The sequence below is a fragment of the Pseudomonas sp. LAMO17WK12:I1 genome (assembly GCF_900177315.1).
GTDB lineage: Bacteria > Pseudomonadota > Gammaproteobacteria > Pseudomonadales > Pseudomonadaceae > Aquipseudomonas > Aquipseudomonas marginalis.
In genome coordinates this window covers 23,949-46,932 of sequence record NZ_FWZV01000022.1, presented here as the reverse complement: position 1 = coordinate 46,932, position 22,984 = coordinate 23,949, and the positions used below count along the sequence as shown (strand labels likewise).

Below are 22,984 nucleotides of genomic sequence, written 5' to 3'. Positions count from 1 at the left end.
GGCGGTATCAGTGTCTACGGGTAATTTGGATTTTGAACAGTTCCGGGTCTTCCTGGAAAAAGCCTGTGGCATATTGCTCGGTGAAAACAAGCAATACCTGGTATCCAGCCGTCTTAACAAACTGATGGAGCAGCAGGGCATCAAGTCCCTGGGCGAGTTGGTTCAGCGGATCCAGGGCCAGCCGCGCAGTGGCCTCAAGGAGATGGTGGTCGATGCCATGACCACCAACGAAACCCTGTGGTTTCGCGATACCTACCCCTTTGAAGTGCTCAAGAGCAAAGTGCTGCCGGAGGCCATCAAGGCCAGCCCGGGCCAGCGCCTGCGTATCTGGTCGGCCGCCTGCTCTTCGGGTCAGGAACCGTACTCGATTTCGATGTCCATCGATGAGTTCGAGCGGACCAACATGGGCCAGCTTAAAGCCGGGGCGCAGATCGTCGCCACCGACCTGTCCGGCACCATGCTCACCAATTGCAAGACCGGCGAGTATGACAGCCTGGCCCTGGGCCGTGGCTTGTCCCAGGAACGCCTGCAACGTTACTTCGACCCGAAAGGGGCAGGGCGTTGGGCGGTCAAGGCGCCGATCAAGAACCGTGTGGAGTTTCGCTCGTTCAACCTGCTCGACAGCTACGCCAGCCTGGGCAAGTTCGACATGGTGTTCTGCCGCAACGTGCTGATCTACTTCTCGGCCGAGGTGAAGAAAGACATCCTGTTGCGCATCCACGGCACCCTCAAGCGTGGCGGCTACCTGTTTCTCGGTGCATCCGAGGCGCTCAATGGTTTGCCGGATCACTTCCAGATGGTGCAATGCAGCCCTGGGATCATCTACCAGGCCAAATAATCAGGCCAGATAATAATGTGGGAGCGGGCTGGCTCCCGATAGCGGTGTATCAGTGATAGAGACATCAACTGATCAGCCGCTATCGGGGGCAAGCCTCCTCCCACATTTGTTTCTGCGGCAAAAAAGTTGAAGAAAGCGGCAACTCCCCATTGCCGCTTTACTGGCGCCACGCGGAAACCCGTTGCCGCTTTTCTGGCATTGCCGCCGGCAAGCTCCTCGCAACCCCTTGATTTACGGGGGTATCAGATATTGGCATGCGCCTTGCTATAACCCTGTTAACAGCAGGTCAGCCTAAAGGTTTCCGCCATGAGCATCAGCTTCGATAAAGCGCTCGGTATCCACGAACAAGCCCTGGGCTTTCGCGCCCAGCGTGCCGAAGTCCTGGCCAACAACATTGCCAACGCCGACACCCCGAACTACAAGGCTCGGGACCTGGATTTCTCCGCCGTGCTCGCCGCACAGCAGGACAAGACCAAGAACGGCACCTTCGCCTTGAACATGACCAACAACCGTCATATCGAAGCACAAGGCCTGAGCAGTGGTGACGAGTCGCTGCTGTATCGCACGCCGATGCAGCCGTCGATCGACCAGAACACCGTCGACGCCCAGCTGGAGCAATCGGCCTATGCCGAGAACTCGGTGAACTTTCAGGCCAGCTTTACCCTGCTCAACAGTAAATTCAAAGGGCTGATGTCAGCCCTGCGTGGAGAGTAAGCCATGTCCCTGTCCAGTGTTTTCAATATTGCCGGCAGTGGCATGAGCGCGCAGACCACGCGCTTGAACACCGTCGCCAGTAACATCGCCAACGCCGAGACCGTGTCTTCGAGCATCGACCAGACCTACCGCGCCCGTCACCCGGTGTTCGCCACCATGTTCCAGGGTGGCCAGAGCGGTGGCAGCGATTCGCTGTTCCAGAACCAGGATGCTGCCGGCCAGGGCGTGCAGGTCCTCGGTGTGGTCGAAGACCAGAGCAACCTCGAGGCCCGTTACGAGCCGAACCATCCTGCCGCGAACGAAAAGGGTTACGTCTATTACCCCAACGTCAACGTGGTCGAGGAAATGGCAGACATGATCTCCGCCAGCCGCTCGTTCCAGACCAACGCGGAAATGATGAACACCGCCAAAACCATGATGCAGAAGGTCCTGACCCTGGGTCAGTGATAAGGGGCGCCAAATAATGGCCATCGTTGATACCACGACCAACACGGCAGTCCAGGACCTTTTCAACTCCAAGGTCAAGACCGCCACCGACAACACCACCGTCGCCGATGCTACCAAGACGGCGACGGGCAGCCAGTCCCTGGGCAAGGATGCGTTCCTGCAACTGCTGGTGACCCAACTGAAAAACCAGAACCCGCTGTCGCCTCAGGACAACGGTGCGTTCGTGGCCCAGCTGGCGCAATTCAGCAGCCTGGAAGGCATCAACACCCTGAACGACTCGGTCAATGCGATCTCCAGCAACTTCAGCTCGTCGCAGGCGCTGCAGGCTTCGTCGCTGGTGGGGCGCTCGATCATCACCCAGACCAACAAGGCCTTGGTGGACACGAGCAAGAGCATGACCGGTTCGGTGGCGGTGACTGCGGCGACAGGCAACGTCTCGATCAAGATCTCCGATAAAGACGGCAACGTGGTGCGCACTATCGATATGGGTGCCCAAAGCGCTGGTTCGTCCGACTTTATCTGGGATGGCAAGAACGAGAACGGTGAGGTCGCCCCGGCCGGCACCTACACCTTCGCGGCGACGACCAAGAACGACAAGGGTGAATCGGTGGCCATGGCGACTTCGTTGCCGGCAACGGTGACCAGCGTGACGTTGAGCAAGACCGGCGGCGAAATGCTGCTGAACCTTGCAGGTGGCATGGGCAGCGTCAAGCTGTCGCAAATTCAGACTATCGGTACATAGAGCCGGCTAAATACGGCAGAGGGAGAGAAACATGTCTTTTAATATCGGCCTTAGCGGCCTCTATGCGGCCAACAAACAACTGGACGTAACCGGCAACAACATTGCCAACGTTGCGACCACTGGCTTCAAGTCGTCCCGTGCGGAATTCGCGGATATCTACGCCGCGTCCAAACTGGGCACTGGCCAGAACAGCATCGGCAACGGTGTGAACCTGGCAGCGGTGTCCCAGCAGTTCACCCAGGGTGACGTCAACAACAGCGGCGGCGTGCTGGACATGGCGATCCAGGGCGGTGGCTTCTTCGTGCAGAAGGGCAGCGATGGCTCGCTGGAATACACCCGTAGCGGTGCCTTCCGTGCCGACAAAGACGGCTACATCACCAACAACACCGGTACCTCGCGCCTGCAGGGCTACGCGGCAGATGACGACGGCAAGATCATCAAAGGCGGCTTGACCGACCTGCAATTGAACCTGTCGTACCTGCCACCGAAGGCGTCCACCAAAGTGGACTCCACCAGTAACCTGAACTCGTCGGAGCCGGTGATCAACCAGACCACCAAGCCGTTCGACCCGACTGACACCACCACTTTCACCACCCAGTACAGCACCACCCTGTACGACTCCCAGGGCAACTCCCACGAGATGGTGCAGTACATGGTGAAAACCGACGCCAACAAGTGGAGCGCCTACACGCTGATCGATGGCCGTAACCTGGATGGTTCCAAGCCTACAACGACGGGTACCACTGCTCCCGTGCCGTCGGTATTGAGCTTTGACGGTGCCGGTAAACTGACGGATATCACCACCGCAGGCGTGTCCGGCACGACCCTGACGCTCACCGGCTGGATCCCGGGCTCGGTGACCAATGGCGTATGGACGCCTAACAAGGCTACAGCGCCAAACATTGCCGTCAACATGGCCAATATCACCCAGTACAACTCCGCCAGTTACCGCAACCCGCCGACCACCGACGGTTACGCCACTGGCCAGATCACCGGCCTGAAAATCGACGGCAATGGCGTAATGTTCGCCACGTTCAGCAACCAGCAGAGCAAGGCCATCGGCCAGATCTCCCTGGCCAGCTTCAACAACGAGCAAGGCTTGCAGCCATCGGGCGGCACCACCTGGAGAGAGACCTTCGCCTCGGGCCAGCCGGGTTACGACGCTCCGCAATCCGGCACCCTGGGTTCGATCGTGGCCAACTCCCTGGAGAACTCCAACGTCAACCTGACCAACGAACTGGTGGACCTGATCAAGGCCCAGAGCAACTACCAGGCGAACGCCAAGACCATTTCCACCCAGAGCACCATCATGCAGACCATCATTCAGATGACCTGATGCGGTAGTGCTCCACAAGAAGCCCCTCGTAAGAGGGGCTTTTTTGTGGATGTGGGAAAATACCTCTAGACGCGGCAGGTTACGCGTTGAAATGTATGGAGAGGAACACTCCATTCCTACCTTGCCACTGATTGGTCTAGGGCCTGCAGGCTCATCAATCTATGGAGAGGTGAAGATGTGCAGTTCAATAGTGTCCGTGTCAGGCGCTGGGCACGTAACATTCGTGCCCGGTATCGCTTCAGGAGCATCGACTCGCACTCAGCCCGTGGCTGGCGGGTCGGCGGTCAAGCAGTTGCTCAACCAGCTGTTTTACGCAGAGCAAGGCTCAAAAAAACAATTGGCTCAGGACTTGCGCGATAAGCTGAACGATCTTCGCGAGGAACTGGGTGCTGAACAATTCAAAAACATACTTGGCGAGCTGGCTGCGGGCTCGGAGTCCCCGCAGTTTCGCCAGCTTCTTCAGCCGTTGCTCGGTCCAAGGCTTGCTGGGGGTCTAGGAGTAGGAGGAGGTGCGGCTGGCGGTGGACCTTCAAGCGGCAGGGTATATGGGTTTGGCGAGAAAATGAGCAACAAGCCCATTTTGAGTGGGGCGAATTATTTTAACTATCGACCGGATCGATCCAACCCTGGCAAGAAACCCAATGATATTTGGAGTGGATTCAGCCAGGGGCCTGATGGCAATTGCGTCACCGTTTCAGCGATAAAGGCTGCAATGATGCAGTTTGGCCAGAAACCCACCGATGTCTTCAAGGAGGTGAAAGAAACGGACGATGGCTATTACGTGAAGATGCGGGATGGATTTGAGCTTCATTTAACCAAGGACGAGTTAAGGCAGGCTGCCCTTGCGTCTAAGTTTAAAGGGACCGATCCGGAGATGCTGGCCGACGCCATTTTCATGTTTGCCGTGAGCGGCAAGCGCATTGAAATGGAGGGTAATGGTATCGACGACGATATCAATAAATCAAAAAGGAGCTATGCCGATGCGTTGGAAAGCATGAACAACGGCGAGGCGGCCCATGAGGCCTTGGATCGTCTGGGGTTGAGGGGGCTCTACAGGCCTTCTACGAGCAGTGAACTCGCGAATGGCAGGTTGGGGATCGTGGCCTATGACGGCCATTCAATGGCTGTGATTGGCGGGCTGGTGGAGATGTGGGGGACCCGTGGCGGTCATCCCAAAGCGGGTATTGCATACACATTTCTCTAGAGGTTGGAGTGGCAAACGCCTTGCCGGAAAACGAAAAAAGCCCGATAAACCCTATACAGTCGGTGTCTATCGGGCTTTTTCAGTTCCGGGCGTTCAAGCCCGGGAACCGCTCAGCTTATTGACAAGCTTCGCAATCCGGCTCGTCGATCGCGCAGGCCTTTGGCACTGGCGCCGGGCCGGCCGGGGCGGCGAGCACCGAATCATCACCGTGGTTACCGCTGGACACAGCGTTCAGCTTACCGGTGTTGATGGTCGACTTCTCGGTGCTGGTCGCGGCCAGGGCACGGAGGTAGTAAGTGGTTTTCAGGCCACGGTACCAGGCCATGCGGTAGGTCACGTCGAGCTTCTTGCCCGATGCGCCGGCGATGTACAGGTTCAGGGACTGAGCCTGGTCGATCCACTTCTGGCGACGGCTCGCGGCGTCGACGATCCACTTGGTGTCCACTTCGAAGGCGGTCGCGTAGAGCTCTTTGAGTTCCTGCGGGATGCGTTCGATCTGCTGCACGGAACCGTCGTAGTACTTCAGGTCGTTGATCATGACCGAGTCCCACAGGCCGCGGGCTTTCAGGTCGCGGACCAGATACGGGTTGATCACGGTGAATTCGCCCGACAGGTTCGATTTCACATACAGGTTCTGGTAGGTCGGTTCGATCGACTGCGATACGCCAGTGATGTTGGCGATGGTCGCGGTCGGTGCGATGGCCATGATGTTGGAGTTACGGATGCCTTTCTGCACACGGGCACGTACCGGCGCCCAGTCCAGGGATTCGTTCAGGTCAACGTCGATGTACTTCTGGCCACGCTGTTCGATCAGGATCTGTTGCGAATCCAGCGGCAGGATGCCCTTGGACCACAGCGAACCCTGGAATGTCTCGTAGGCGCCGCGCTCGTCGGCCAGGTCGCAGGAAGCCTGGATCGCGTAGTAGCTGACCGCTTCCATGGACTTGTCGGCGAACTCGACCGCAGCGTCCGAACCGTAGGGAATGTGCTGCAGGTACAGTGCGTCCTGGAAGCCCATGATGCCGAGGCCGACCGGACGGTGCTTGAAGTTGGAGTTCTGCGCCTGTGGCACCGAGTAGTAGTTGATGTCGATCACGTTATCGAGCATGCGTACGGCGGTGTTGACGGTGCGTTCCAGCTTGGCGGTGTCCAGCTTGCCGTTGACGATGTGGTTCGGCAGGTTGATCGAGCCCAGGTTGCAAACGGCGATCTCGTCCTTGTTGGTGTTCAAGGTGATCTCGGTGCACAGGTTCGAGCTGTGGACCACGCCCACGTGCTGCTGCGGGCTGCGCAGGTTGCACGGGTCCTTGAAGGTCAGCCATGGGTGGCCGGTTTCGAACAGCATCGACAGCATTTTGCGCCACAGGTCCTTGGCCTGGATGGTCTTGAACAGCTTGACCTTGCCTGGGTATTCGGTGAGGGCTTCGTAGTACTCGTAGCGCTCTTCGAAGGCCTTGCCGGTCAGGTCGTGCAGGTCCGGTACTTCGGATGGCGAGAACAGGGTCCACTTGCCGTCATCGAAGACGCGCTTCATGAACAGGTCAGGGATCCAGTTGGCGGTGTTCATGTCGTGGGTACGACGACGGTCATCACCGGTGTTCTTGCGCAGCTCGATGAACTCTTCAATGTCCATGTGCCAGGTTTCCAGGTAGGCACACACAGCGCCTTTGCGCTTGCCACCCTGGTTAACCGCTACGGCGGTGTCGTTCACGACTTTCAGGAAGGGTACGACGCCCTGGGACTTGCCGTTGGTGCCCTTGATGTACGAACCCAGTGCGCGCACCGGTGTCCAGTCGTTGCCCAGGCCACCGGCGAATTTGGACAACATGGCGTTGTCGTGGATCGCGTGGTAGATGCCCGACAGGTCATCCGGCACGGTGGTCAGGTAGCAGCTCGACAGCTGTGGACGCAGGGTACCGGCGTTGAACAGGGTCGGAGTGGACGACATGTAGTCGAAGGACGACAGCAGGTTGTAGAACTCGATCGCACGGTCTTCCTTGTGCTTCTCTTCGATCGCCAGGCCCATGGCCACGCGCATGAAGAACACTTGCGGCAGTTCGAAGCGGATCCCGTCCTTGTGGATGAAGTAACGGTCGTACAGGGTTTGCAGGCCCAGGTAAGTGAACTGCTGGTCGCGCTCGTGATTGATCGCCTTGCCGAGTTTTTCCAGGTCGAAGGTGGCCAGGACCGGGTTCAGCAATTCGAATTCGATACCCTTGGCGATATAGGCAGGCAGCGCCTTGGCGTACAGGTCGGCCATTTCGTGGTGGGTGGCGCTGTCGGCCACGCCCAGGAAACCCAGGCCTTCGGCACGCAGGGTGTCCATCAGCAGGCGCGCGGTCACGAACGAGTAGTTCGGCTCGCGTTCAACCAGGGTACGGGCGGTCATCACCAGGGCGGTGTTGACGTCGGTCAGGGCCACACCGTCGTACAGGTTCTTCAGGGTTTCGCGCTGGATCAGGTCACCGTCGACTTCTTCCAGGCCTTCGCAGGCCTCGGTGATGATGGTATTCAGGCGGCCCAGGTCCAGCGGCGCGAAGCTGCCGTCGGCCAGGGTGATGCGGATCGACGGGTGCGCTTGCACGGCGGCTTCTTCGGCCGGGGTGCGGACGGCACGTTCCTTGGCGCGCGAATCGCGGTAGATCACGTAGTCGCGGGCCACTTTCTGCTCGCCGGCACGCATCAGGGCCAGTTCGACCTGGTCCTGGATTTCTTCGATGTGGATGGTGCCGCCCGACGGCATGCGACGCTTGAAGGTCGCGGTGACCTGTTCGGTCAGGCGGGCAACGGTGTCGTGGATGCGCGACGAGGCAGCAGCGGTGCCGCCTTCAACTGCAAGAAACGCTTTGGTGATGGCGACGGTGATTTTGTCATCGGTGTAAGGAACGACAGTGCCGTTACGCTTGATCACGCGCAATTGGCCAGGTGCAGTGGCGGACAGATCCATAGTCGAATCGGCGGCCTGCGGCACGGAGCCTTGCGGGTTCTCGCGAGTTGTGTCGGTTTGCATGGGGGGTTGTCTCCACATTTCTATATTTATTTGGGCACCATCACGGTGCCCACCGTTCCGTCCTGAAGCACTTACAGCAGGCCTGGGCCTGGCATAACAACTTCGGGACAGGAGGAAGGGAGCTGAACGCGCCGCTTCCATGCCGAAGTCTTCGGTTCGGGGCTCAAACGCCCTTGGCCGTATTCCTGGTGGGTGACAGTTGCCAGGTTCAAGCACTGCAACACCCGTACCGTTTTCCGCTGTTGGAGCTGGAAAACGGCTGCCATCCGCTTGAGCGGTTTGGGCTTTCAAAAAATGCTTGGATTAGACCCAACAGGAGCAAGAAAGGGCTTGAGTTTCTTGTCTGATTTGTGTTGGGTCTTTTCGCTGAAAACCCTACATGTAGGGTTTTTTTTGCGCCGAGCTACAAGATAATGCGTTTTGGGGGGCTTAGCAACGCACTACCTGTGGATAACGTTGTGGGTAAAATGTGTATGAAACGTGGAACACCCGTGTAGGCCGCAGCACTGCTGGATTCGGCCGTTTGTCACTGAATATTCCAAGTTGAAAACAGCCGGTTGGATTTTTGAGGGCGCGAACCCTATCACAGAAAAGCGCGATCACCGAATGGATTTCCCGGCTTGTGCGAGAGGGCTTGGGCATGGCTACAATCGGCCTCTGTTATGCCCTCAAAACATTACAAATAAGGTGTGGCCTGCTCGGCCAACGCATCCCTTTATAACAACGAGGATCACCCGTGGAGCAAGAAGCCTGGCACATCCTGATCGTCGAGGACGACGAGCGACTCGCCGAGTTGACCCGCGATTACCTGGAGAGCAACGGCCTGCGGGTTTCTGTGGAAGGTGATGGTGCCCTGGCTGCGGCGCGGATCATCGCCGAGCAGCCGGACCTGGTGATTCTCGACCTGATGCTGCCCGGCGAAGACGGCCTGAGCATTTGCCGCAAAGTGCGCGAACGCTACGACGGCGTGATCCTGATGCTCACCGCCCGCACCGACGACATGGATCAGGTGCTCGGCCTGGACATGGGCGCCGACGACTACGTGTGCAAACCCGTGCGCCCGCGCCTGTTGCTCGCGCGTATCCAGGCCCTGTTGCGCCGCAGTGAGCCGGCGGAACCCACCAGCGTGGAAAGCCAGCGCCGCCTGCAATTCGGCCCGCTGCTGGTGGACAACGCCCTGCGCGAAGCCTGGCTGCAGGGTGAAGGTATCGAGTTGACCAGTGCCGAGTTCGACCTGCTGTGGCTGCTGGTGGCGAATGCCGGGCGCATCCTGTCCCGCGAAGAAATCTTTATCGCCCTGCGCGGCATCGGCTATGACGGCCAGGACCGCTCCATTGATGTGCGCATCTCACGGATTCGCCCGAAAATCGGCGATGACCCGATCCACCCACGGCTGATCAAGACCATCCGCAGCAAAGGCTATCTGTTCGTCCCTGAAGCCGCTGCCGATATGCCGTTGTGAACTCGATCTTCCTGCGTATCTACGGCGGCATGTGCGCGGCGCTGATTCTGGTGGCGCTGCTCGGCGTGCTGGCCCTGCACCTGCTCAACGAGGTGCGCAGCGGCCAATACCGCGAGCGCCTGGCCCACGGCACCTTTGCCTTGATGGGCGATAACCTGCAGCCCATGAGCGCCATCGAACGCCAGCGCGCCCTGGCCGTGTGGGAACGTTTGCTCGGCATCCCCCTGGAATTGCGCAGCCTTACCGATGCCCAACTGGACCTCAGCCAGCGAACCCGCCTGCAACGCGGCCAGGTGTTGGTGGAACAGACCGGCCCCCACGCCGCCCGGGTGCTGCGCCTGGTCAGCGATAAGGAACAGTGGGTTTTGACGGGGGAGGTGCAGCAGATCAGCGAGCAACTGGCCCGCGCGACCATTTACCTGCTGGCCGATGAACTGGTGCGCTTCCCCGTGGCCGAGCAGCCGCAACGGCTGGCGGATATCAAGGAAGCCAAGGGCTTTGGTTTCGAAATGCACCTGATGACCCTCGACCAGGCCGACATGGACGACGACCAACGCCGCCGCGTATCGGAGGGCGATACGGTCATGGCCCTGGGCAAGGGCGGCGATTCGATCCGCGTGTTTGCCGGCATGGTCGGCACGCCCTGGGTGCTGGAGCTTGGCCCGCTGTATCAGATGAACCCGTATCCGGCGCAATGGCTGGTCCTGATCGCGTTGATCGGCCTGACCCTGATCGGCCTGATTGTCTATCTATTGGTGCGTCAGCTTGAGCGCCGGCTCCGAGGCCTGGAAGCCGCCGCCACGCGCATCGCCAAAGGCAATCTCGAGGTGCGTGTGCCGGCCCGGGGTGCCGACTCGGTGGGGCGCCTGGCGGCGGCCTTTAATGGCATGGCCGAGCACCTGCAGCAACTGCTGGCGATCCAGCGTGAACTGGTGCGCGCGGTGTCCCATGAATTGCGCACACCGGTGGCACGCCTGCGCTTCGGCCTGGAGATGATCGGCGACGCCGCCACGCCTGAAGCCCGGCGCAAGTACCTGGAAGGCATGGACAGTGATATCCAGGACCTCGACGGCCTGGTGGATGAAATGCTCACCTACGCAAGGCTGGAGCAGGGTGCGCCGGCGTTGATTTTCCAGCGGGTCGACCTCGATGCGCTACTTGACCAGGTGATCGGCGAATTATCGCCACTGCGCCCGCAGGTGAGCGTGGCCAGGGGGATTTGCCTGTCGTCGGCACATTGGGACGACGCTTGGGTCGATGCCGAGCCGCGCTACTTGCACCGCGCCCTGCAAAACCTGGTGAGCAACGCCATGCGCCACGCCCAGGGCCAGGTGCTGATCAGTTATCAGGTGGGCCAGGTGCGCTGTCGCATTGATGTAGAGGACGACGGGCCCGGTGTGCCGGAAAGCGCCTGGGAGCGTATCTTCACGCCGTTCCTGCGCCTGGACGACAGCCGCACCCGCGCCTCGGGCGGGCATGGCCTGGGGTTGTCGATTGTGCGGCGCATCATTTATTGGCACGGCGGGCGAGCATTGATCAGCAAGAGCAACAACCTGGGCGGTGCGTGTTTCAGCCTGAGTTGGCCAAGGGATCAAGACAAACCCTGATGTCGGTCTATCAAGCGCCGATGGCAGCCAGGCTCAACAACTGCCCCTCATTCACCGCAAACTGCGCGGTAAGTTCCTTGCCGTGGCACCACTCGCTGGACAGGTCTGTGAGTAAGCGCAAGCGCACATGCCCGGCCTCTGACCACTCCACCACCTCGGCATGTTCAAAATAAAAGCGCTTCTGCACGATCGGGTAGAGCGCCTTGAACAAACTCTCCTTGACCGAAAACGTCAGCGTCACCAGCAAGGCGATCTGCTCTCGCGGCAGGTCGGCCATACGCTGCAGCTCTTGCGCCGTCAGAATCTCCCCGGCCAGGCGCTCCGCCCGTTCCAGGCTCAGCAGGTTTTCCAGGTCCATCCCCAACCCGCGCCATTGCGCCTTGTGCCCGACAATCGCGGCGGCATGCCCGGTGCTGTGGGTGATGGAGCCGCTGATATGGGCGGGCCACACTGGTGCGCGGTCTTCGCCGATCGCCGGGATGCAGTTGATCTGATCGAGCCGTTGCAGGGCCGCGCGCGCGCACAGGCGACCGGCGAGAAACTCGGCCTGACGCTTGGCCACCGAACGCTGGATACTCGCCGGTGGCGGCACGGCGCAATGCTGGAAGTCGCCGGGTGCCAGCAATGCAGGATCGAACCGGGTGCTGAGAAACACCGTGCCCGGCAAGGGGGCGGGCAGCGGCCAATGGGCGTCGAGTGGGGTGCAGCAAGCGGGTAGGGGGGTCATGGGCGGTATTTTGCCGAGTTGGAGGGCAAGAGGATAGCCCGCCGTGATTCAGGCGAGGTTCAAAGCCTGTTCAGGGGGAGTTCAGGGGCGCTTGCGTAGTCTGGCCTCACAGCCAAACGCGTAATGAGGTAACACCATGACTGCGATCAAGAAGCTGATGTTGGCCTTAACCATGCTCAGTGCCACCGTCGGGGTTCAGGCCTCCGATGGTGCCTTTGCCGCATTCGGTCGTGAGAAAACCAAGAAGTCCAGCATCCTGATGCAGCGCGTCAGCATCGAAGATGCTGGCAGTCAGCCCGCGCCCTGGGGCCAGTCCCTGGGCCAGGCCACCCCGCAGCCGAGCTATCGCGCCGGCTATGAACACCTGACCGGCCGGTTCAACGGCATTAAACTGCGCCCGCAAGACCTGCAGGGCCGCTATGATACCCCTCTGTCGGACAGTTGATTTGCTTTGGAGAGCCTTATGAAATTGCTGGTGGTGGAAGATGAGGCGCTGCTGCGCCATCACCTGTTTACCCGCCTGACCGACAGCGGCCACGTGGTCGAGGCCGTGGCCAATGCCGAAGAGGCCCTGTACCAGACCGGTCAATTCAACCATGACCTGGCGATCATCGACCTGGGCCTGCCCGGCATGGGCGGCCTGGACCTGATCCGCCAACTGCGCAGCCAGGCCAAGACCTTTCCGATCCTGATCCTCACCGCGCGCGGCAACTGGCAGGACAAGGTCGAAGGCCTGGCCGCCGGGGCCGACGACTATGTGGTCAAGCCGTTCCAGTTCGAAGAGCTGGAGGCGCGGATGAACGCCTTGCTGCGCCGCTCCAGCGGGTTTACCCAGTCGACCATCGTCGCCGGGCCCTTGCTGCTGGACCTCAACCGCAAGCAGGCGTCCCTCGATGAACAGCCCCTGGCATTGACCGCCTATGAATATCGCATCCTCGAATACCTGATGCGCCATCACCAGCAGGTCGTCGCCAAGGACCGCCTGATGGAGCAGCTCTACCCCGACGACGATGAGCGCGATCCGAATGTGATTGAAGTGCTGGTCGGCCGCCTGCGCCGCAAGCTGGAAGGCCCGGCGGGGTTCAAGCCGATCGACACCGTGCGCGGCCTGGGCTACCTGTTCAATGAGCGCTGCCGTTGATTCGCTCGCTCCGTGTGCGCTTGATGCTGGCGGCCGCCACCCTGGCCGTGCTGTTTATGCTGGGCCTGTTGCCCGCCATGCAGGGTGCGTTCAGCCTGGCATTGCAGGATTCCATCGAGCAGCGCCTGGCGTCGGACGTCACCACCCTGATCTCCGCCGCGCGGGTGGAAAACAATCGCCTGCTGATGCCGGCGCAGTTGCCGGATGAACGCTTCAACCTCACCGATAGCCGCTTGCTCGGCTATATCTATGACCGCGAAGGCCACCTGGTGTGGCGTTCGCGGGCCACCCGGGACGAAAACATCAACTACAAGCCGCGCTATGACGGGCGCGGCAATGAGTTCGCGCGGATTCGCGAGGCCGACGGCCAGGAGTTCTTCGTCTACGACGTCGAGGTCAGGCTGCTCGGTGGCAAGAGCGCGGCGTTCAGTATCGTGGCCCTGCAACCGGTGCGCGAATACCAATTGACCCTCGAAGGCCTGCGCGAAAACCTCTACCTGGGCTTCGGCGCGGCACTGCTGGTGCTGCTGACCTTGCTGTGGCTGGGCCTGACCTGGGGCCTGCAGGCCCTGCGGCGATTGAGCCAGGAGCTTGACCAGATCGAAGGCGGTACCCGCGAAAGCCTCTCCGAGCAACACCCGCGCGAATTGCTGCGTCTCACCGGCTCCCTTAACCGCCTGCTGCACAGCGAGCGCGAACAACGGGCACGTTACCGCGACTCCCTCGATGACCTGGCCCACAGCCTGAAAACGCCGCTCGCCGTGTTGCAAAGCGTGAGCGAAGACATGGCGCAACGTCCGGAAGATCGCGACCAGGCCTGGGTGCTGCAATCCCAGATCGAACGCATGAGCCAGCAGATCGGCTACCAGCTGCAGCGTGCCAGCCTGCGTAAAAGCGGCCTGGTGCGCCATCAGGTGCGCCTGGAGCCGGTAGTGCAAAGCCTCTGCGATACCCTGGGCAAGGTCTACCGCGACAAGGGCGTCACGGTGTCCTTTGAATTGCCGGACGAATGCGATGTACCGATCGAGAAGGGCGCCCTGCTTGAATTGCTCGGCAACCTGCTGGAAAACGCCTACCGGTTGTGCCTGAGTGAAGTACGCATCAGCCTGGTGGAAAATTCCGAAGGGCTCGAGTTGTGCATCGAGGACGACGGCCCCGGAGTGCCGCCGGACCAGCGTGCACGGATCCTGCAACGGGGCGAGCGCCTGGACCGTCAGCATCCGGGGCAGGGGATCGGGTTGGCGGTGGTCAAGGACATCATAGAAAGCTACGGCGCGCGATTGACCCTGGGGGATTCGCCGCTGGGTGGTGCGGCGTTCAAGATTCACTTTCCGGCCTTGTGAACCGTAGTGGCTGGGCTGGCCCTATCGGGGGCAAGCCCTCACACACGACGCAGCGCTAACTCTCCTGCGCCCGATAGGCCCCCGGTGTCAGCCCCGTCCACTTCTTGAACGCCCGATGAAACGCCGACGGTTCTGAGAACCCCAATTGCTCGGCGATCGCCTGCAAGGACAAGTCCGCCCGCCCCAGGTGGTAGATGGCGATGTCCCGCCGCAATTCATCCTTGAGCGCCTGAAAGCTGGTGCCTTCTTCGCGCAAATGTCGGCGCAGGGTTTGCGGGCTGACGTGCAAGTGCCGGGCGACGGCCTCCAGGTCTGGCCAGGGCGTGCGGTCGCGGCTCAATAAGCGTCGCAGCTGGCTGCTCAAACTGTCGCCTTCATCCGGGCGTGACAGCAGGTCGGCGGGGGAGCGCTCGAGGAAATGCTTGAGGGTGCGCTCGTCCTGCAACAGCGGCAGGCTCAGGTAGCGGGCGGGAAACACCAGGCTGCTGTGCGGGGCACCGAACACCTGGGCGCAGGGAAACAGCAGGTCATATTCAGCGGCGTGGGCCGGCATCGGGTAGCTGAAGGTGGCCTGGTGCAAACGAATGCGCCGGCCGATCAGCCAACTGCCCAGGCGGTGCCAGATCACCAGCAGGCATTCGCTGAGGAAGTGATCCGGGTCCCACAGGTGAGAATCATCCAGGCTCAGGCGGGCCATTTCGCCTTCTCGTGTCAGCTGCCAGCGCGGGCCTTGTAGGAATAGGCTATAAAATAATAAGCCGCGCTCCAGGGCCTTCTCCAGGGTGCGGCAGTGGATCAGCGCATGGCACATCATGGCGAAGGTGCCGCGTTTGCTCGGGCCGTCGGCGAACCCCAGGTACTCATCGTCTAAAGCGAGCCAGAGCATTTGCAACAGCCGGGTGAATTGCTCGGGTGCAATGCGGGCACGGGGTTCGGCCAACAGTTCCGGGGTGATGCCCAGCTGTTGCAACAGGCCCGAATAGTCGTAACCGGTTCGACGCGCACCGCCCAGGGCTGCCCGGGCGTAATGGCTGGCGATGGTACGTTCACGCATGCGGGGCCCTCGTCCATGGAATGGCGGATGGTAGTCATCACCTGGCAGGGCGACAAGGCGGATATCCGCCAAATTGTAGGACGGGATTGGGCGGCGTGGCGGAAATCCGCCAGCCTATTCGGCACATTGGTGGCGGCTTTGAAATCCGCAACCCTGATGTATTAAGGCTCCCAGGGGTTTTCAGCAAAGTGGCACGGCGTTTGCGATAAGGATTACAGCGCAAGCCTGGTCCTACAGGCTTCGCAAACAACAAATCCCTCCAGTGCAGGAGGGTTCGCAATTCAAGTGTCGTGGGCAATGGCGGATATTTGCCACACGGGACGATTGAGGAATTTTGCAATGACGACTCGTCAGCCAATCTACAAATCCCTGTATTTCCAGGTGATCGTTGCAATCGTTATCGGTATTTTGCTCGGTCATTTCTACCCGCAGACCGGCGTGGCGCTCAAGCCACTGGGTGACGGCTTCATCAAGCTGATCAAAATGGTCATCGCCCCGATCATCTTCTGCACCGTTGTCAGCGGCATCGCCGGCATGCAAAGCATGAAATCGGTCGGCAAAACCGGCGGCTACGCGCTGCTGTACTTCGAAATCGTTTCCACCATCGCACTGCTGATCGGCTTGATCGTGGTGAACGTCGTGCAACCGGGCGCCGGCATGCACATCGACGTGGCAACCCTGGACGCCTCCAAAGTGGCGGCCTACGTCACTGCCGGTAAAGACCAGAGCATCGTTGGCTTTATCCTCAATGTGATCCCGAACACCATCGTCGGCGCCTTCGCCAACGGCGACATCCTGCAAGTGCTGATGTTCTCGGTGATCTTCGGTTTCGCCCTGCATCGCCTGGGTGCCTACGGCAAGCCGGTGCTGGACTTCATCGATCGCTTCGCCCACGTGATGTTCAACATCATCAACATGATCATGAAGCTCGCGCCAATCGGTGCCCTGGGCGCCATGGCGTTCACCATCGGTGCCTACGGTGTAGGTTCCCTGGTGCAGTTGGGCCAGTTGATGATCTGCTTCTACATCACTTGCCTGCTGTTCGTGCTGGTGGTGCTGGGCGGTATCTGCCGCGCCCACGGTTTCAGCGTGATCAAACTGATCCGCTATATCCGTGAAGAACTGTTGATCGTACTGGGTACTTCTTCCTCCGAGTCCGCACTGCCACGCATGCTGATCAAGATGGAGCGTCTGGGCGCGAAGAAATCCGTAGTCGGCCTGGTAATCCCGACCGGTTACTCTTTCAACCTCGACGGTACCTCGATCTACCTGACCATGGCGGCCGTGTTCATCGCCCAGGCGACTGACACCCACATGGACATCACCCACCAGATCACCCTGCTGCTGGTGCTGCTGCTGTCCTCCAAAGGTGCTGCTGGCGTGACCGGCAGCGGCTTCATCGTACTGGCTGCCACCCTGTCGGCTGTCGGCCACCTGCCGGTTGCCGGCCTGGCGCTGATCCTGGGTATCGACCGCTTCATGTCCGAAGCCCGTGCACTGACCAACCTGGTGGGTAACGCCGTTGCTACCATCGTTGTGGCCAAGTGGGTCAAGGAACTGGACACCGACAAGCTGCAAAGCGAGCTGGCATCCGGCGGTACCGGTATCTCTGAAACCCGCGAAGTCGATGACCTGGGCGTGGCCGAGGGCCCAGCCCCTGTGATCAAGTAAACCGCTGATGGCGTGAAATCCGCGCCGACAGCTATCCGCAAACGCCCCGACTGGTTCGGGGCGTTTGCGTTTGTGCGGGATTATTTTTTTGCAATATTTTCACTTAGAGTCAGTGACTGATGAAATTCGCGCTACGCGGCATGTTCCAAACGCAGACTGGCAGGAGGATATATGGACAGTGTTGATTTGAATGTCCTGCGCAGCGTGCTCGAATGGCGCCGCGCCGGGCAGCAGGTGGTGTTGTATAGCGTTGTCCAGACCTGGGGCAGCGCGCCGCGTCCACCGGGCGCCATGCTGGCGTTGCGGGGGGATGGCGTGGTGATCGGCTCGGTGTCCGGCGGTTGCATCGAGGACGACTTGATCGCCCGCTTGCAGGATGGTCGCCTGACGCACGACGGGCCGCTGGTGCAGTTGGTGACCTACGGCGTGACGCGCGACGAGGCGGCGCGTTTCGGCCTGCCATGCGGCGGCACCTTGCGCTTGACCGAAGAGCGGGTGCAAGACTGGGCCTGGGTCGCGCAGTTGCTGGAGCGTTGCGAAGCGCATGAAATTGTCGCGCGGGAACTGGACCTGGTCTCCGGTGAAGTCACGTTGAGCAGTGCGAACAAGACCGATGTGGTCACCTTTGATGGCGAACGCCTGCGGGCTATCTATGGCCCGCGCTGGCGCCTGCTGTTGATCGGTGCCGGGCAACTGTCGCGCTACGTGGCGGAAATGGCGCGCCTGCTGGATTTCGAAGTATTGATATGCGATCCGCGTAGTGAGTTTGTCTACGGCTGGGAAGAGCAGCACGGCCGCTTCGTGCCGGGTATGCCTGATGAGGCGGTGCTGAATATCCAGACCGACGAGCGCACGGCCATTGTCTGCCTGACCCATGATCCGCGCCTTGATGATATGGCGTTGCTGACGGCGTTGAACTCCAGTGCCTTCTACATCGGCGCGCTGGGTTCGCGGGTCAATAGCCAGACGCGTCGCGAGAACCTGGCGGCGCTGGGGTTGTCGACGGACGCGATTGCGCGTTTACATGGGCCGATTGGCCTGCATATCGGTAGCCATACGCCGGCGGAGATCGCCTTGTCGTTGATGGCGGAAATTGTCGCGATCAAGAACGGCGTGGCGCCAATGCAGAAAAAGCCCCTGCCGGCGGTTGCTGAATAATGCTGGCGGCGATTGTCTTGGCGGCGGGGCGGGGCAGCCGGTTCCGAGCCGAGGCGGGGGCTGACCAGGATAAGTTGCTGGCCGATTGCGTGGGCCGTGATGGGGTGATGCGTCCGGTGATCGAGCAGGTATTGGTGAATTTGCCGGATCGCCTGATGGCGCGCTGGCTGGTGACCACGCCGGATCGCACGGAGATCATTCGGTTGGCCCAGGCGTATGGCTGCCAGGTCTTGCTGTTGCAGTCAGCCGGCATGGGCGAGAGCATCGCCGCAGCCGTCGCGGCCAGTGCCTCGGCGGATGGCTGGCTGGTGGTGTTGGGGGATATGCCGTTTATCCAGTCATCGAGCATTGAACGGGTGATTGACGCGCTGGAGGAGGATGGCATCAGCGTGCCGGTGCAGGCGGGTGACTATGGGCATCCAGTGGCCTTTGGTCGCGCTTTTGGTCCGGACTTGATGGCGCTGACCGGGGATCGTGGAGGCAAGCCATTGTTCGCACGTGTCCGGGTGCGGGAAGTGCAGGTGGAAGATGCGGGTGTTCTGTGGGATGTGGATCTGCCGAAACGGTTAAATTTTAGTGCGGACTAAGTAAAGGACATAAAAAAAGCCCCGCCTGATCACTCAGGCGGGGCTTTTTAGTGGCTGATGGAATCAGGCGAGGGGTTTAGGCTCGTGTTCTTCTTCCAGGGCCTTGTGCTCTACCCCTGCTTCAGCAGCGGTGTGCTCAACCACGGTTTCAGCAACCGGGGCTGGCGCCTCGACAGCTTCGACGATGGCTGGAGCGGCAGCAGCAGCGGCGGCAGCTGCCTCAGCTTCCTTGCGACGACGACGCACTTCACGTGGGTCGTTCGGCGCACGGCCGTTTTCGGTCAGGGCGCTGGCTGGTGCGGCTTCTACCACGGGTGCTTCGGCAACCACCGGGGCTTCAACAACCACTGGCGCAGCCTCGACAGCTGGCGCAGGCTCGGCAACCACTACTTCGGCAACCGGCGCAGGCGCTTCTTCTACCACCGGTGCAGGCGCTGGTGCTTCAACCGGGGCGGCAGGTTCGGCAGTCCACTGGAAGGCGGTCTGTTCTTCGCGAACTTCACGCACTGCCGGGGCAGCTTCTTCGACAGCCGGGGCTTCAGCGGCGACTTCAACTACTGGCTGAGGCTCAACCACCGGAGCGGCTTCAACTGCGACCACTTCGGTTTCTGGCTGGGCGTCGCGGGTCGGTGCCACTTCCACTTCCGGAACCACTGGGGCTTCGACAGGGGTAGTTGCTTCAACGACCGGTGCTTCAACCGTTGGGGTCTCGGCAACTGGCGCTTCAACGGCAACGGTTTCTTCGACAGCGGCAGTCGCGCGTTCAGCCTGTTCGTGAGCCTGGGCTTCAGCAGGTGCGCTGATCACCGAGCTGGCAACCGCTGCGGTAACGGCCAGGCCGGCAGCCAGTTCGGCACCGGTCGGTTCGTGGGCGGCGCCTTCTGCGTTCTCGCCGGCCTCTTCCGAGCCCTCGATCACATTGCCATTGGCATCACGCTGACGCTCACGGCGGTTGCTGCGACGACGCTGGCCACGGGAGCGGCGGCGTGGACGATCGCCTTCGGCGTTGTCCTGACCGTCTTCCTGCAATTGCTCTTCGCCGGCCAGCACTTCTTCTTCGCTGGCGGCAGCGGCTTGCTCGGCACGTGGTTGACGCTCTTCACGCGGTGGGCGCGGCTGGCGCTCTTCACGTGGTGCACGCTCTTCGCGCGGCTGGCGAGCTGGGCGCTCTTCAGCGGCAGCGGCTGCAACACCTGCAACGGCAGGGGCGGCATCCAATGGCTCGCGCAGTTCACGCACACGTTCTTCACGCTCGCCACGCGGCTTGCGATCTTCACGCGGAGCACGTGGGGTACGTGGTGCGCGCTCTTCGCGCGGTGCACGTTCTTCACGGGCTACGGCCGGGGTTTCTTCACGCGCTTCGCGAGGTGCACGCTCTTCACGTGGTGCGCGTTCTTCGCGAGGCGCACGTTCTTCACGCGGCTTGCGCTCTTCGTCACGGCGACCGTTGCGGTTACGGCTCTGCTGGCGACCGTTGCGACGCTCTTCGTTGCGTGCAGGGCGTTCGGTCGCAGGTTTTTCAACCACGACCGGTGCCGCAGGCTCTTCCTTGGTGGCGAACAGGCTGACCAGCGACTTCACCAGGCCCTTGAACAGGCTCGGCTCAGGCAGGGCGGCCGGTGCGGCAACCGGGGCAGCGGCTTCAACCGGCACCGGTGCGTTGGCACGGGCTGGGGCGGTTTTCACGGCGGCTTCCTGGCGCACCAGGGTGCGGGTCGCGGCGGCTGGCTGGACTTCTTCCACTTCGGCGGCGGCGGCAGCGATTTCGTAGCTGGACTGGCCGCTGTGGGCTTCCGGGCTGTCGTCACGCAGGCGCTGTACTTCGAAGTGCGGCGTCTCGAGGTGATCGTTCGGCAGGATCACGATACGAGCACGGGTGCGCAGTTCGATCTTGGTGATCGAGTTGCGTTTTTCGTTGAGCAGGAAGGCTGCGACCGGGATCGGCACTTGCGCGCGGACTTCGGCGGTGCGGTCTTTGAGGGCTTCTTCTTCGATCAGGCGCAGGATCGCCAGGGACAGCGATTCAACGTCACGGATGATGCCGGTGCCGTTGCAACGCGGGCAGACGATGCCGCTGCTCTCGCCCAGGGATGGACGCAGGCGCTGACGGGACATTTCCAGCAGACCGAAGCGCGAGATACGGCCGACCTGTACGCGGGCTCGGTCGGCTTCCAGGCATTCGCGGACTTTCTCTTCCACGGCGCGCTGGTTCTTGGCGGGGGTCATGTCGATGAAGTCGATCACGATCAGGCCGCCGATGTCGCGCAGGCGCAACTGGCGGGCGATTTCTTCAGCCGCTTCCAGGTTGGTCTGCAGGGCGGTTTCTTCGATGTCGCTACCCTTCGTGGCGCGCGCCGAGTTGATGTCGATGGACACCAGGGCTTCGGTCGGATCGATCACGATGGAGCCGCCGGAAGGCAGTTCGACCACACGCTGGAAAGCGGTCTCGATCTGGCTTTCGATCTGGAAACGGTTGAACAGCGGCACGCTGTCTTCGTACAGCTTGATCTTGCTGGCGTACTGCGGCATCACCTGGCGGATGAAGGTCAGGGCTTCGTCCTGGGCTTCGACGCTGTCGATCAGCACTTCGCCGATGTCCTGGCGCAGGTAATCGCGGATGGCGCGGATGATCACGTTGCTTTCCTGGTAGATCAGGAACGGCGCGGAACGATCCAGGGAGGCCTCTTTGATGGCGGTCCACAGTTGCAGCAGGTAGTCGAGGTCCCACTGCATTTCTTCGCTGCTGCGGCCCAGGCCGGCAGTGCGCACGATCAGGCCCATGTCGGCCGGTGCGATCAGGCCGTTCAGCGCTTCACGCAGTTCGTTGCGCTCTTCGCCTTCGATGCGACGGGAGATGCCGCCGGCACGCGGGTTGTTCGGCATCAGCACGAGGTAACGGCCGGCCAGGCTGATGAAGGTGGTCAGGGCGGCGCCCTTGTTGCCACGTTCTTCTTTTTCGACCTGAACGATGACTTCCTGGCCTTCGCTCAGGACGTCCTTGATGTTTACGCGGCCTTCGGGGGATTTCTTGAAGTATTCGCGGGAGATTTCTTTGAGGGGCAGGAAGCCGTGGCGCTCGGAGCCGAAATCGACAAAGGCAGCCTCAAGGCTTGGTTCGATGCGAGTAATACGGCCTTTATAGATGTTGGCCTTCTTTTGCTCGCGTGCACCGGATTCGATGTCCAGGTCGTAGAGGCGTTGGCCATCTACCAGTGCAACACGCAACTCTTCGGGTTGAGTTGCGTTAATCAGCATTCTTTTCATGTTGTACCGTCGGTTTCCGGGCTGCCGGAAACGGCGTTCGGCACACACGACTTCTCACGGTCGGTGTCAGGTGCGTCAAGAGTGGTTGGCCACTCCAGTGTCCAGCAAAATCGGCCAATTGGGCCGGTATCGCGACGGACGCGTCCTGCTTGTTAGCGGTGGTGACAAAGGCACCACTTCAACAAAAGCTAAGGTCAGGAGGAGGAATCAACCGGCGACTGTGGACGAGATGAAGCGTCTAAATATAAGCCTAGTGCTACACGGTCCGACGGTTGTGCATCTCCACCCTACACGTATCCCTGATAATTCGGGTGCTGCCGCGCGCAGAATCCGCAGCGGGTTGGCATTTACCGTGTTCTCCAATGGGGAGTCCACGCTCATGGCTAAACAAGACTGAATGTGGGCGACTGCGCTCACACTCAGCTCTTAACAGGCGTTGTTTCCGAAGCATTCGCCGTGGTCCGGCTCAAGACTGACTGCACTTTGTGAACTGGCCGTAAATATCGGCGCAGAACGCGAGTATTCACTCTGCTTTCTGCACTCGCTTCAGGCCTCATGTCACCTGCGCTTGTTACAATCTCGAGCCTTCCAGGGTGGCGAAAGCCCCGTAGGACGGCCTCGCGTCCTGATGAATTGCGATGGTCAGGGCCGGCAGTTTGCCGCTAGTCCTCTGCCCAGG

Annotated in this window: 19 protein-coding genes; 15 read left to right on the top strand and 4 right to left on the bottom strand. The window is 60.9% G+C overall.

Annotation, left to right across the window (positions count from 1 at the left end; translation table 11 throughout):
* The first annotated feature begins 10 nt into the window (after positions 1-10).
* From cheR to B9N88_RS30360, 6 genes are all read left to right on the top strand, one after another.
* Positions 11-838 (top strand): protein-glutamate O-methyltransferase CheR, encoded by an 828-nt coding sequence (gene cheR, locus B9N88_RS30385; protein ID WP_027607785.1) that lies wholly within the window; start codon positions 11-13, stop codon positions 836-838.
* A gap of 306 nt (positions 839-1,144) precedes the next feature.
* Positions 1,145-1,552, top strand: coding sequence for a flagellar basal body rod protein FlgB (flgB, locus tag B9N88_RS30380; protein WP_017529461.1), 408 nt, complete (start codon positions 1,145-1,147; stop codon positions 1,550-1,552).
* 3 nt (positions 1,553-1,555) lie between these two features.
* A complete protein-coding gene (gene flgC / locus B9N88_RS30375) occupies positions 1,556-1,999 on the top strand; it encodes a flagellar basal body rod protein FlgC (RefSeq protein ID WP_024076985.1) in 444 nt (147 codons plus the stop codon).
* Between the two features lie 16 nt (positions 2,000-2,015).
* Entirely contained in the window at positions 2,016-2,741 is a 726-nt protein-coding gene (flgD, locus tag B9N88_RS30370) for a flagellar hook assembly protein FlgD (RefSeq protein ID WP_027607786.1), read from the top strand.
* 31 nt (positions 2,742-2,772) lie between these two features.
* On the top strand, positions 2,773-4,077 hold the full coding sequence (gene flgE, locus B9N88_RS30365; protein WP_027607787.1) for a flagellar hook protein FlgE: 1,305 nt from the start codon (positions 2,773-2,775) through the stop codon (positions 4,075-4,077).
* 223 nt (positions 4,078-4,300) lie between these two features.
* Positions 4,301-5,281, top strand: a complete 981-nt coding sequence (locus tag B9N88_RS30360) for a hypothetical protein (protein WP_223841624.1) — start codon at positions 4,301-4,303, stop codon at positions 5,279-5,281.
* 115 nt (positions 5,282-5,396) lie between these two features.
* Here the strand turns inward: B9N88_RS30360 and B9N88_RS30355 are convergent, their stop codons facing one another.
* Positions 5,397-8,291, bottom strand: coding sequence for a ribonucleoside-diphosphate reductase subunit alpha (locus tag B9N88_RS30355; protein WP_027607789.1), 2,895 nt, complete (start codon positions 8,289-8,291; stop codon positions 5,397-5,399).
* 736 nt (positions 8,292-9,027) lie between these two features.
* On the opposite strand from B9N88_RS30355, the gene B9N88_RS30350 reads away from it, so the two are divergent.
* Both B9N88_RS30350 and B9N88_RS30345 read left to right on the top strand, forming a co-directional pair.
* The gene (locus tag B9N88_RS30350) at positions 9,028-9,753 is read left to right on the top strand and encodes a response regulator (protein WP_027607790.1); all 726 of its coding nucleotides are present in this window, start codon (positions 9,028-9,030) and stop codon (positions 9,751-9,753) included.
* Positions 9,750-11,360 carry an ATP-binding protein gene (locus tag B9N88_RS30345; protein WP_027607791.1) on the top strand — a complete coding sequence of 537 codons (1,611 nt, stop codon included), beginning with the start codon at positions 9,750-9,752 and terminating at the stop codon, positions 11,358-11,360. Before B9N88_RS30350 ends, B9N88_RS30345 begins: the two co-directional genes overlap by 4 nt.
* 10 nt (positions 11,361-11,370) lie before the next feature.
* On the opposite strand, the gene B9N88_RS30340 is transcribed toward B9N88_RS30345, so the two are convergent.
* On the bottom strand, positions 11,371-12,087 hold the full coding sequence (locus B9N88_RS30340) for a 4'-phosphopantetheinyl transferase family protein (protein ID WP_027607792.1): 717 nt from the start codon (positions 12,085-12,087) through the stop codon (positions 11,371-11,373).
* A gap of 136 nt (positions 12,088-12,223) precedes the next feature.
* Between B9N88_RS30340 and B9N88_RS30335 the strand changes: the two genes are divergently transcribed.
* Genes B9N88_RS30335 through B9N88_RS30325 form a run of 3 tightly spaced genes read left to right on the top strand, consistent with a single transcriptional unit; the run spans position 12,224 to position 14,571 of the window.
* A complete protein-coding gene (locus B9N88_RS30335) occupies positions 12,224-12,532 on the top strand; it encodes a hypothetical protein (RefSeq protein ID WP_027607793.1) in 309 nt (102 codons plus the stop codon).
* A gap of 18 nt (positions 12,533-12,550) precedes the next feature.
* A complete protein-coding gene (locus tag B9N88_RS30330) occupies positions 12,551-13,228 on the top strand; it encodes a response regulator (RefSeq protein ID WP_017138377.1) in 678 nt (225 codons plus the stop codon).
* A complete protein-coding gene (locus B9N88_RS30325; protein ID WP_027607794.1) occupies positions 13,225-14,571 on the top strand; it encodes an ATP-binding protein in 1,347 nt (448 codons plus the stop codon). The genes B9N88_RS30330 and B9N88_RS30325 overlap by 4 nt, the downstream gene beginning before the upstream one ends.
* 55 nt (positions 14,572-14,626) lie before the next feature.
* On the opposite strand, the gene B9N88_RS30320 is transcribed toward B9N88_RS30325, so the two are convergent.
* Positions 14,627-15,625, bottom strand: a complete 999-nt coding sequence (locus B9N88_RS30320; protein ID WP_027607795.1) for an AraC family transcriptional regulator — start codon at positions 15,623-15,625, stop codon at positions 14,627-14,629.
* A 27-nt stretch (positions 15,626-15,652) separates the two neighbouring features.
* Here B9N88_RS30320 and B9N88_RS32610 point away from each other — a divergent pair, with 27 nt between their 5' ends.
* The 4 genes from B9N88_RS32610 to B9N88_RS30305 all read left to right on the top strand — a co-directional run bounded on the left by B9N88_RS32610 (position 15,653) and on the right by B9N88_RS30305 (position 19,041).
* Positions 15,653-15,790, top strand: a complete 138-nt coding sequence (locus B9N88_RS32610; protein WP_155954385.1) for a hypothetical protein — start codon at positions 15,653-15,655, stop codon at positions 15,788-15,790.
* Positions 15,791-15,964: 174 nt separating this feature from the next.
* Positions 15,965-17,296 (top strand): dicarboxylate/amino acid:cation symporter, encoded by a 1,332-nt coding sequence (locus tag B9N88_RS30315; RefSeq protein WP_027607796.1) that lies wholly within the window; start codon positions 15,965-15,967, stop codon positions 17,294-17,296.
* A gap of 171 nt (positions 17,297-17,467) precedes the next feature.
* Entirely contained in the window at positions 17,468-18,454 is a 987-nt protein-coding gene (locus B9N88_RS30310) for an XdhC family protein (RefSeq protein ID WP_027607797.1), read from the top strand.
* A complete protein-coding gene (locus tag B9N88_RS30305) occupies positions 18,451-19,041 on the top strand; it encodes a nucleotidyltransferase family protein (RefSeq protein ID WP_027607798.1) in 591 nt (196 codons plus the stop codon). The genes B9N88_RS30310 and B9N88_RS30305 overlap by 4 nt, the downstream gene beginning before the upstream one ends.
* A gap of 63 nt (positions 19,042-19,104) precedes the next feature.
* Here B9N88_RS30305 and rne read toward each other — a convergent pair whose 3' ends face one another.
* Positions 19,105-22,296 carry a ribonuclease E gene (gene rne, locus B9N88_RS30300; RefSeq protein ID WP_027607799.1) on the bottom strand — a complete coding sequence of 1,064 codons (3,192 nt, stop codon included), beginning with the start codon at positions 22,294-22,296 and terminating at the stop codon, positions 19,105-19,107.
* Positions 22,297-22,984: the final 688 nt, after the last annotated feature.

Excerpts from the sequence above, each read along its gene's own strand:
- flgB (WP_017529461.1), top strand. The coding sequence starts at position 1,145 with ATGAGCATCAGCTTCGATAAAGCGCTCGGTATCCACGAACAAGCCCTG.
- flgC (WP_024076985.1), top strand. The coding sequence starts at position 1,556 with ATGTCCCTGTCCAGTGTTTTCAATATTGCCGGCAGTGGCATGAGCGCG.
- flgD (WP_027607786.1), top strand. The coding sequence starts at position 2,016 with ATGGCCATCGTTGATACCACGACCAACACGGCAGTCCAGGACCTTTTC.
- flgE (WP_027607787.1), top strand. The coding sequence starts at position 2,773 with ATGTCTTTTAATATCGGCCTTAGCGGCCTCTATGCGGCCAACAAACAA.
- B9N88_RS30355 (WP_027607789.1), bottom strand. The coding sequence starts at position 8,291 with ATGCAAACCGACACAACTCGCGAGAACCCGCAAGGCTCCGTGCCGCAG.
- B9N88_RS30340 (WP_027607792.1), bottom strand. The coding sequence starts at position 12,087 with ATGACCCCCCTACCCGCTTGCTGCACCCCACTCGACGCCCATTGGCCG.
- B9N88_RS30335 (WP_027607793.1), top strand. The coding sequence starts at position 12,224 with ATGACTGCGATCAAGAAGCTGATGTTGGCCTTAACCATGCTCAGTGCC.
- B9N88_RS30330 (WP_017138377.1), top strand. The coding sequence starts at position 12,551 with ATGAAATTGCTGGTGGTGGAAGATGAGGCGCTGCTGCGCCATCACCTG.
- B9N88_RS30320 (WP_027607795.1), bottom strand. The coding sequence starts at position 15,625 with ATGCGTGAACGTACCATCGCCAGCCATTACGCCCGGGCAGCCCTGGGC.
- B9N88_RS32610 (WP_155954385.1), top strand. The coding sequence starts at position 15,653 with ATGGTAGTCATCACCTGGCAGGGCGACAAGGCGGATATCCGCCAAATT.
- B9N88_RS30315 (WP_027607796.1), top strand. The coding sequence starts at position 15,965 with ATGACGACTCGTCAGCCAATCTACAAATCCCTGTATTTCCAGGTGATC.
- B9N88_RS30310 (WP_027607797.1), top strand. The coding sequence starts at position 17,468 with ATGGACAGTGTTGATTTGAATGTCCTGCGCAGCGTGCTCGAATGGCGC.
- rne (WP_027607799.1), bottom strand. The coding sequence starts at position 22,296 with ATGCTGATTAACGCAACTCAACCCGAAGAGTTGCGTGTTGCACTGGTA.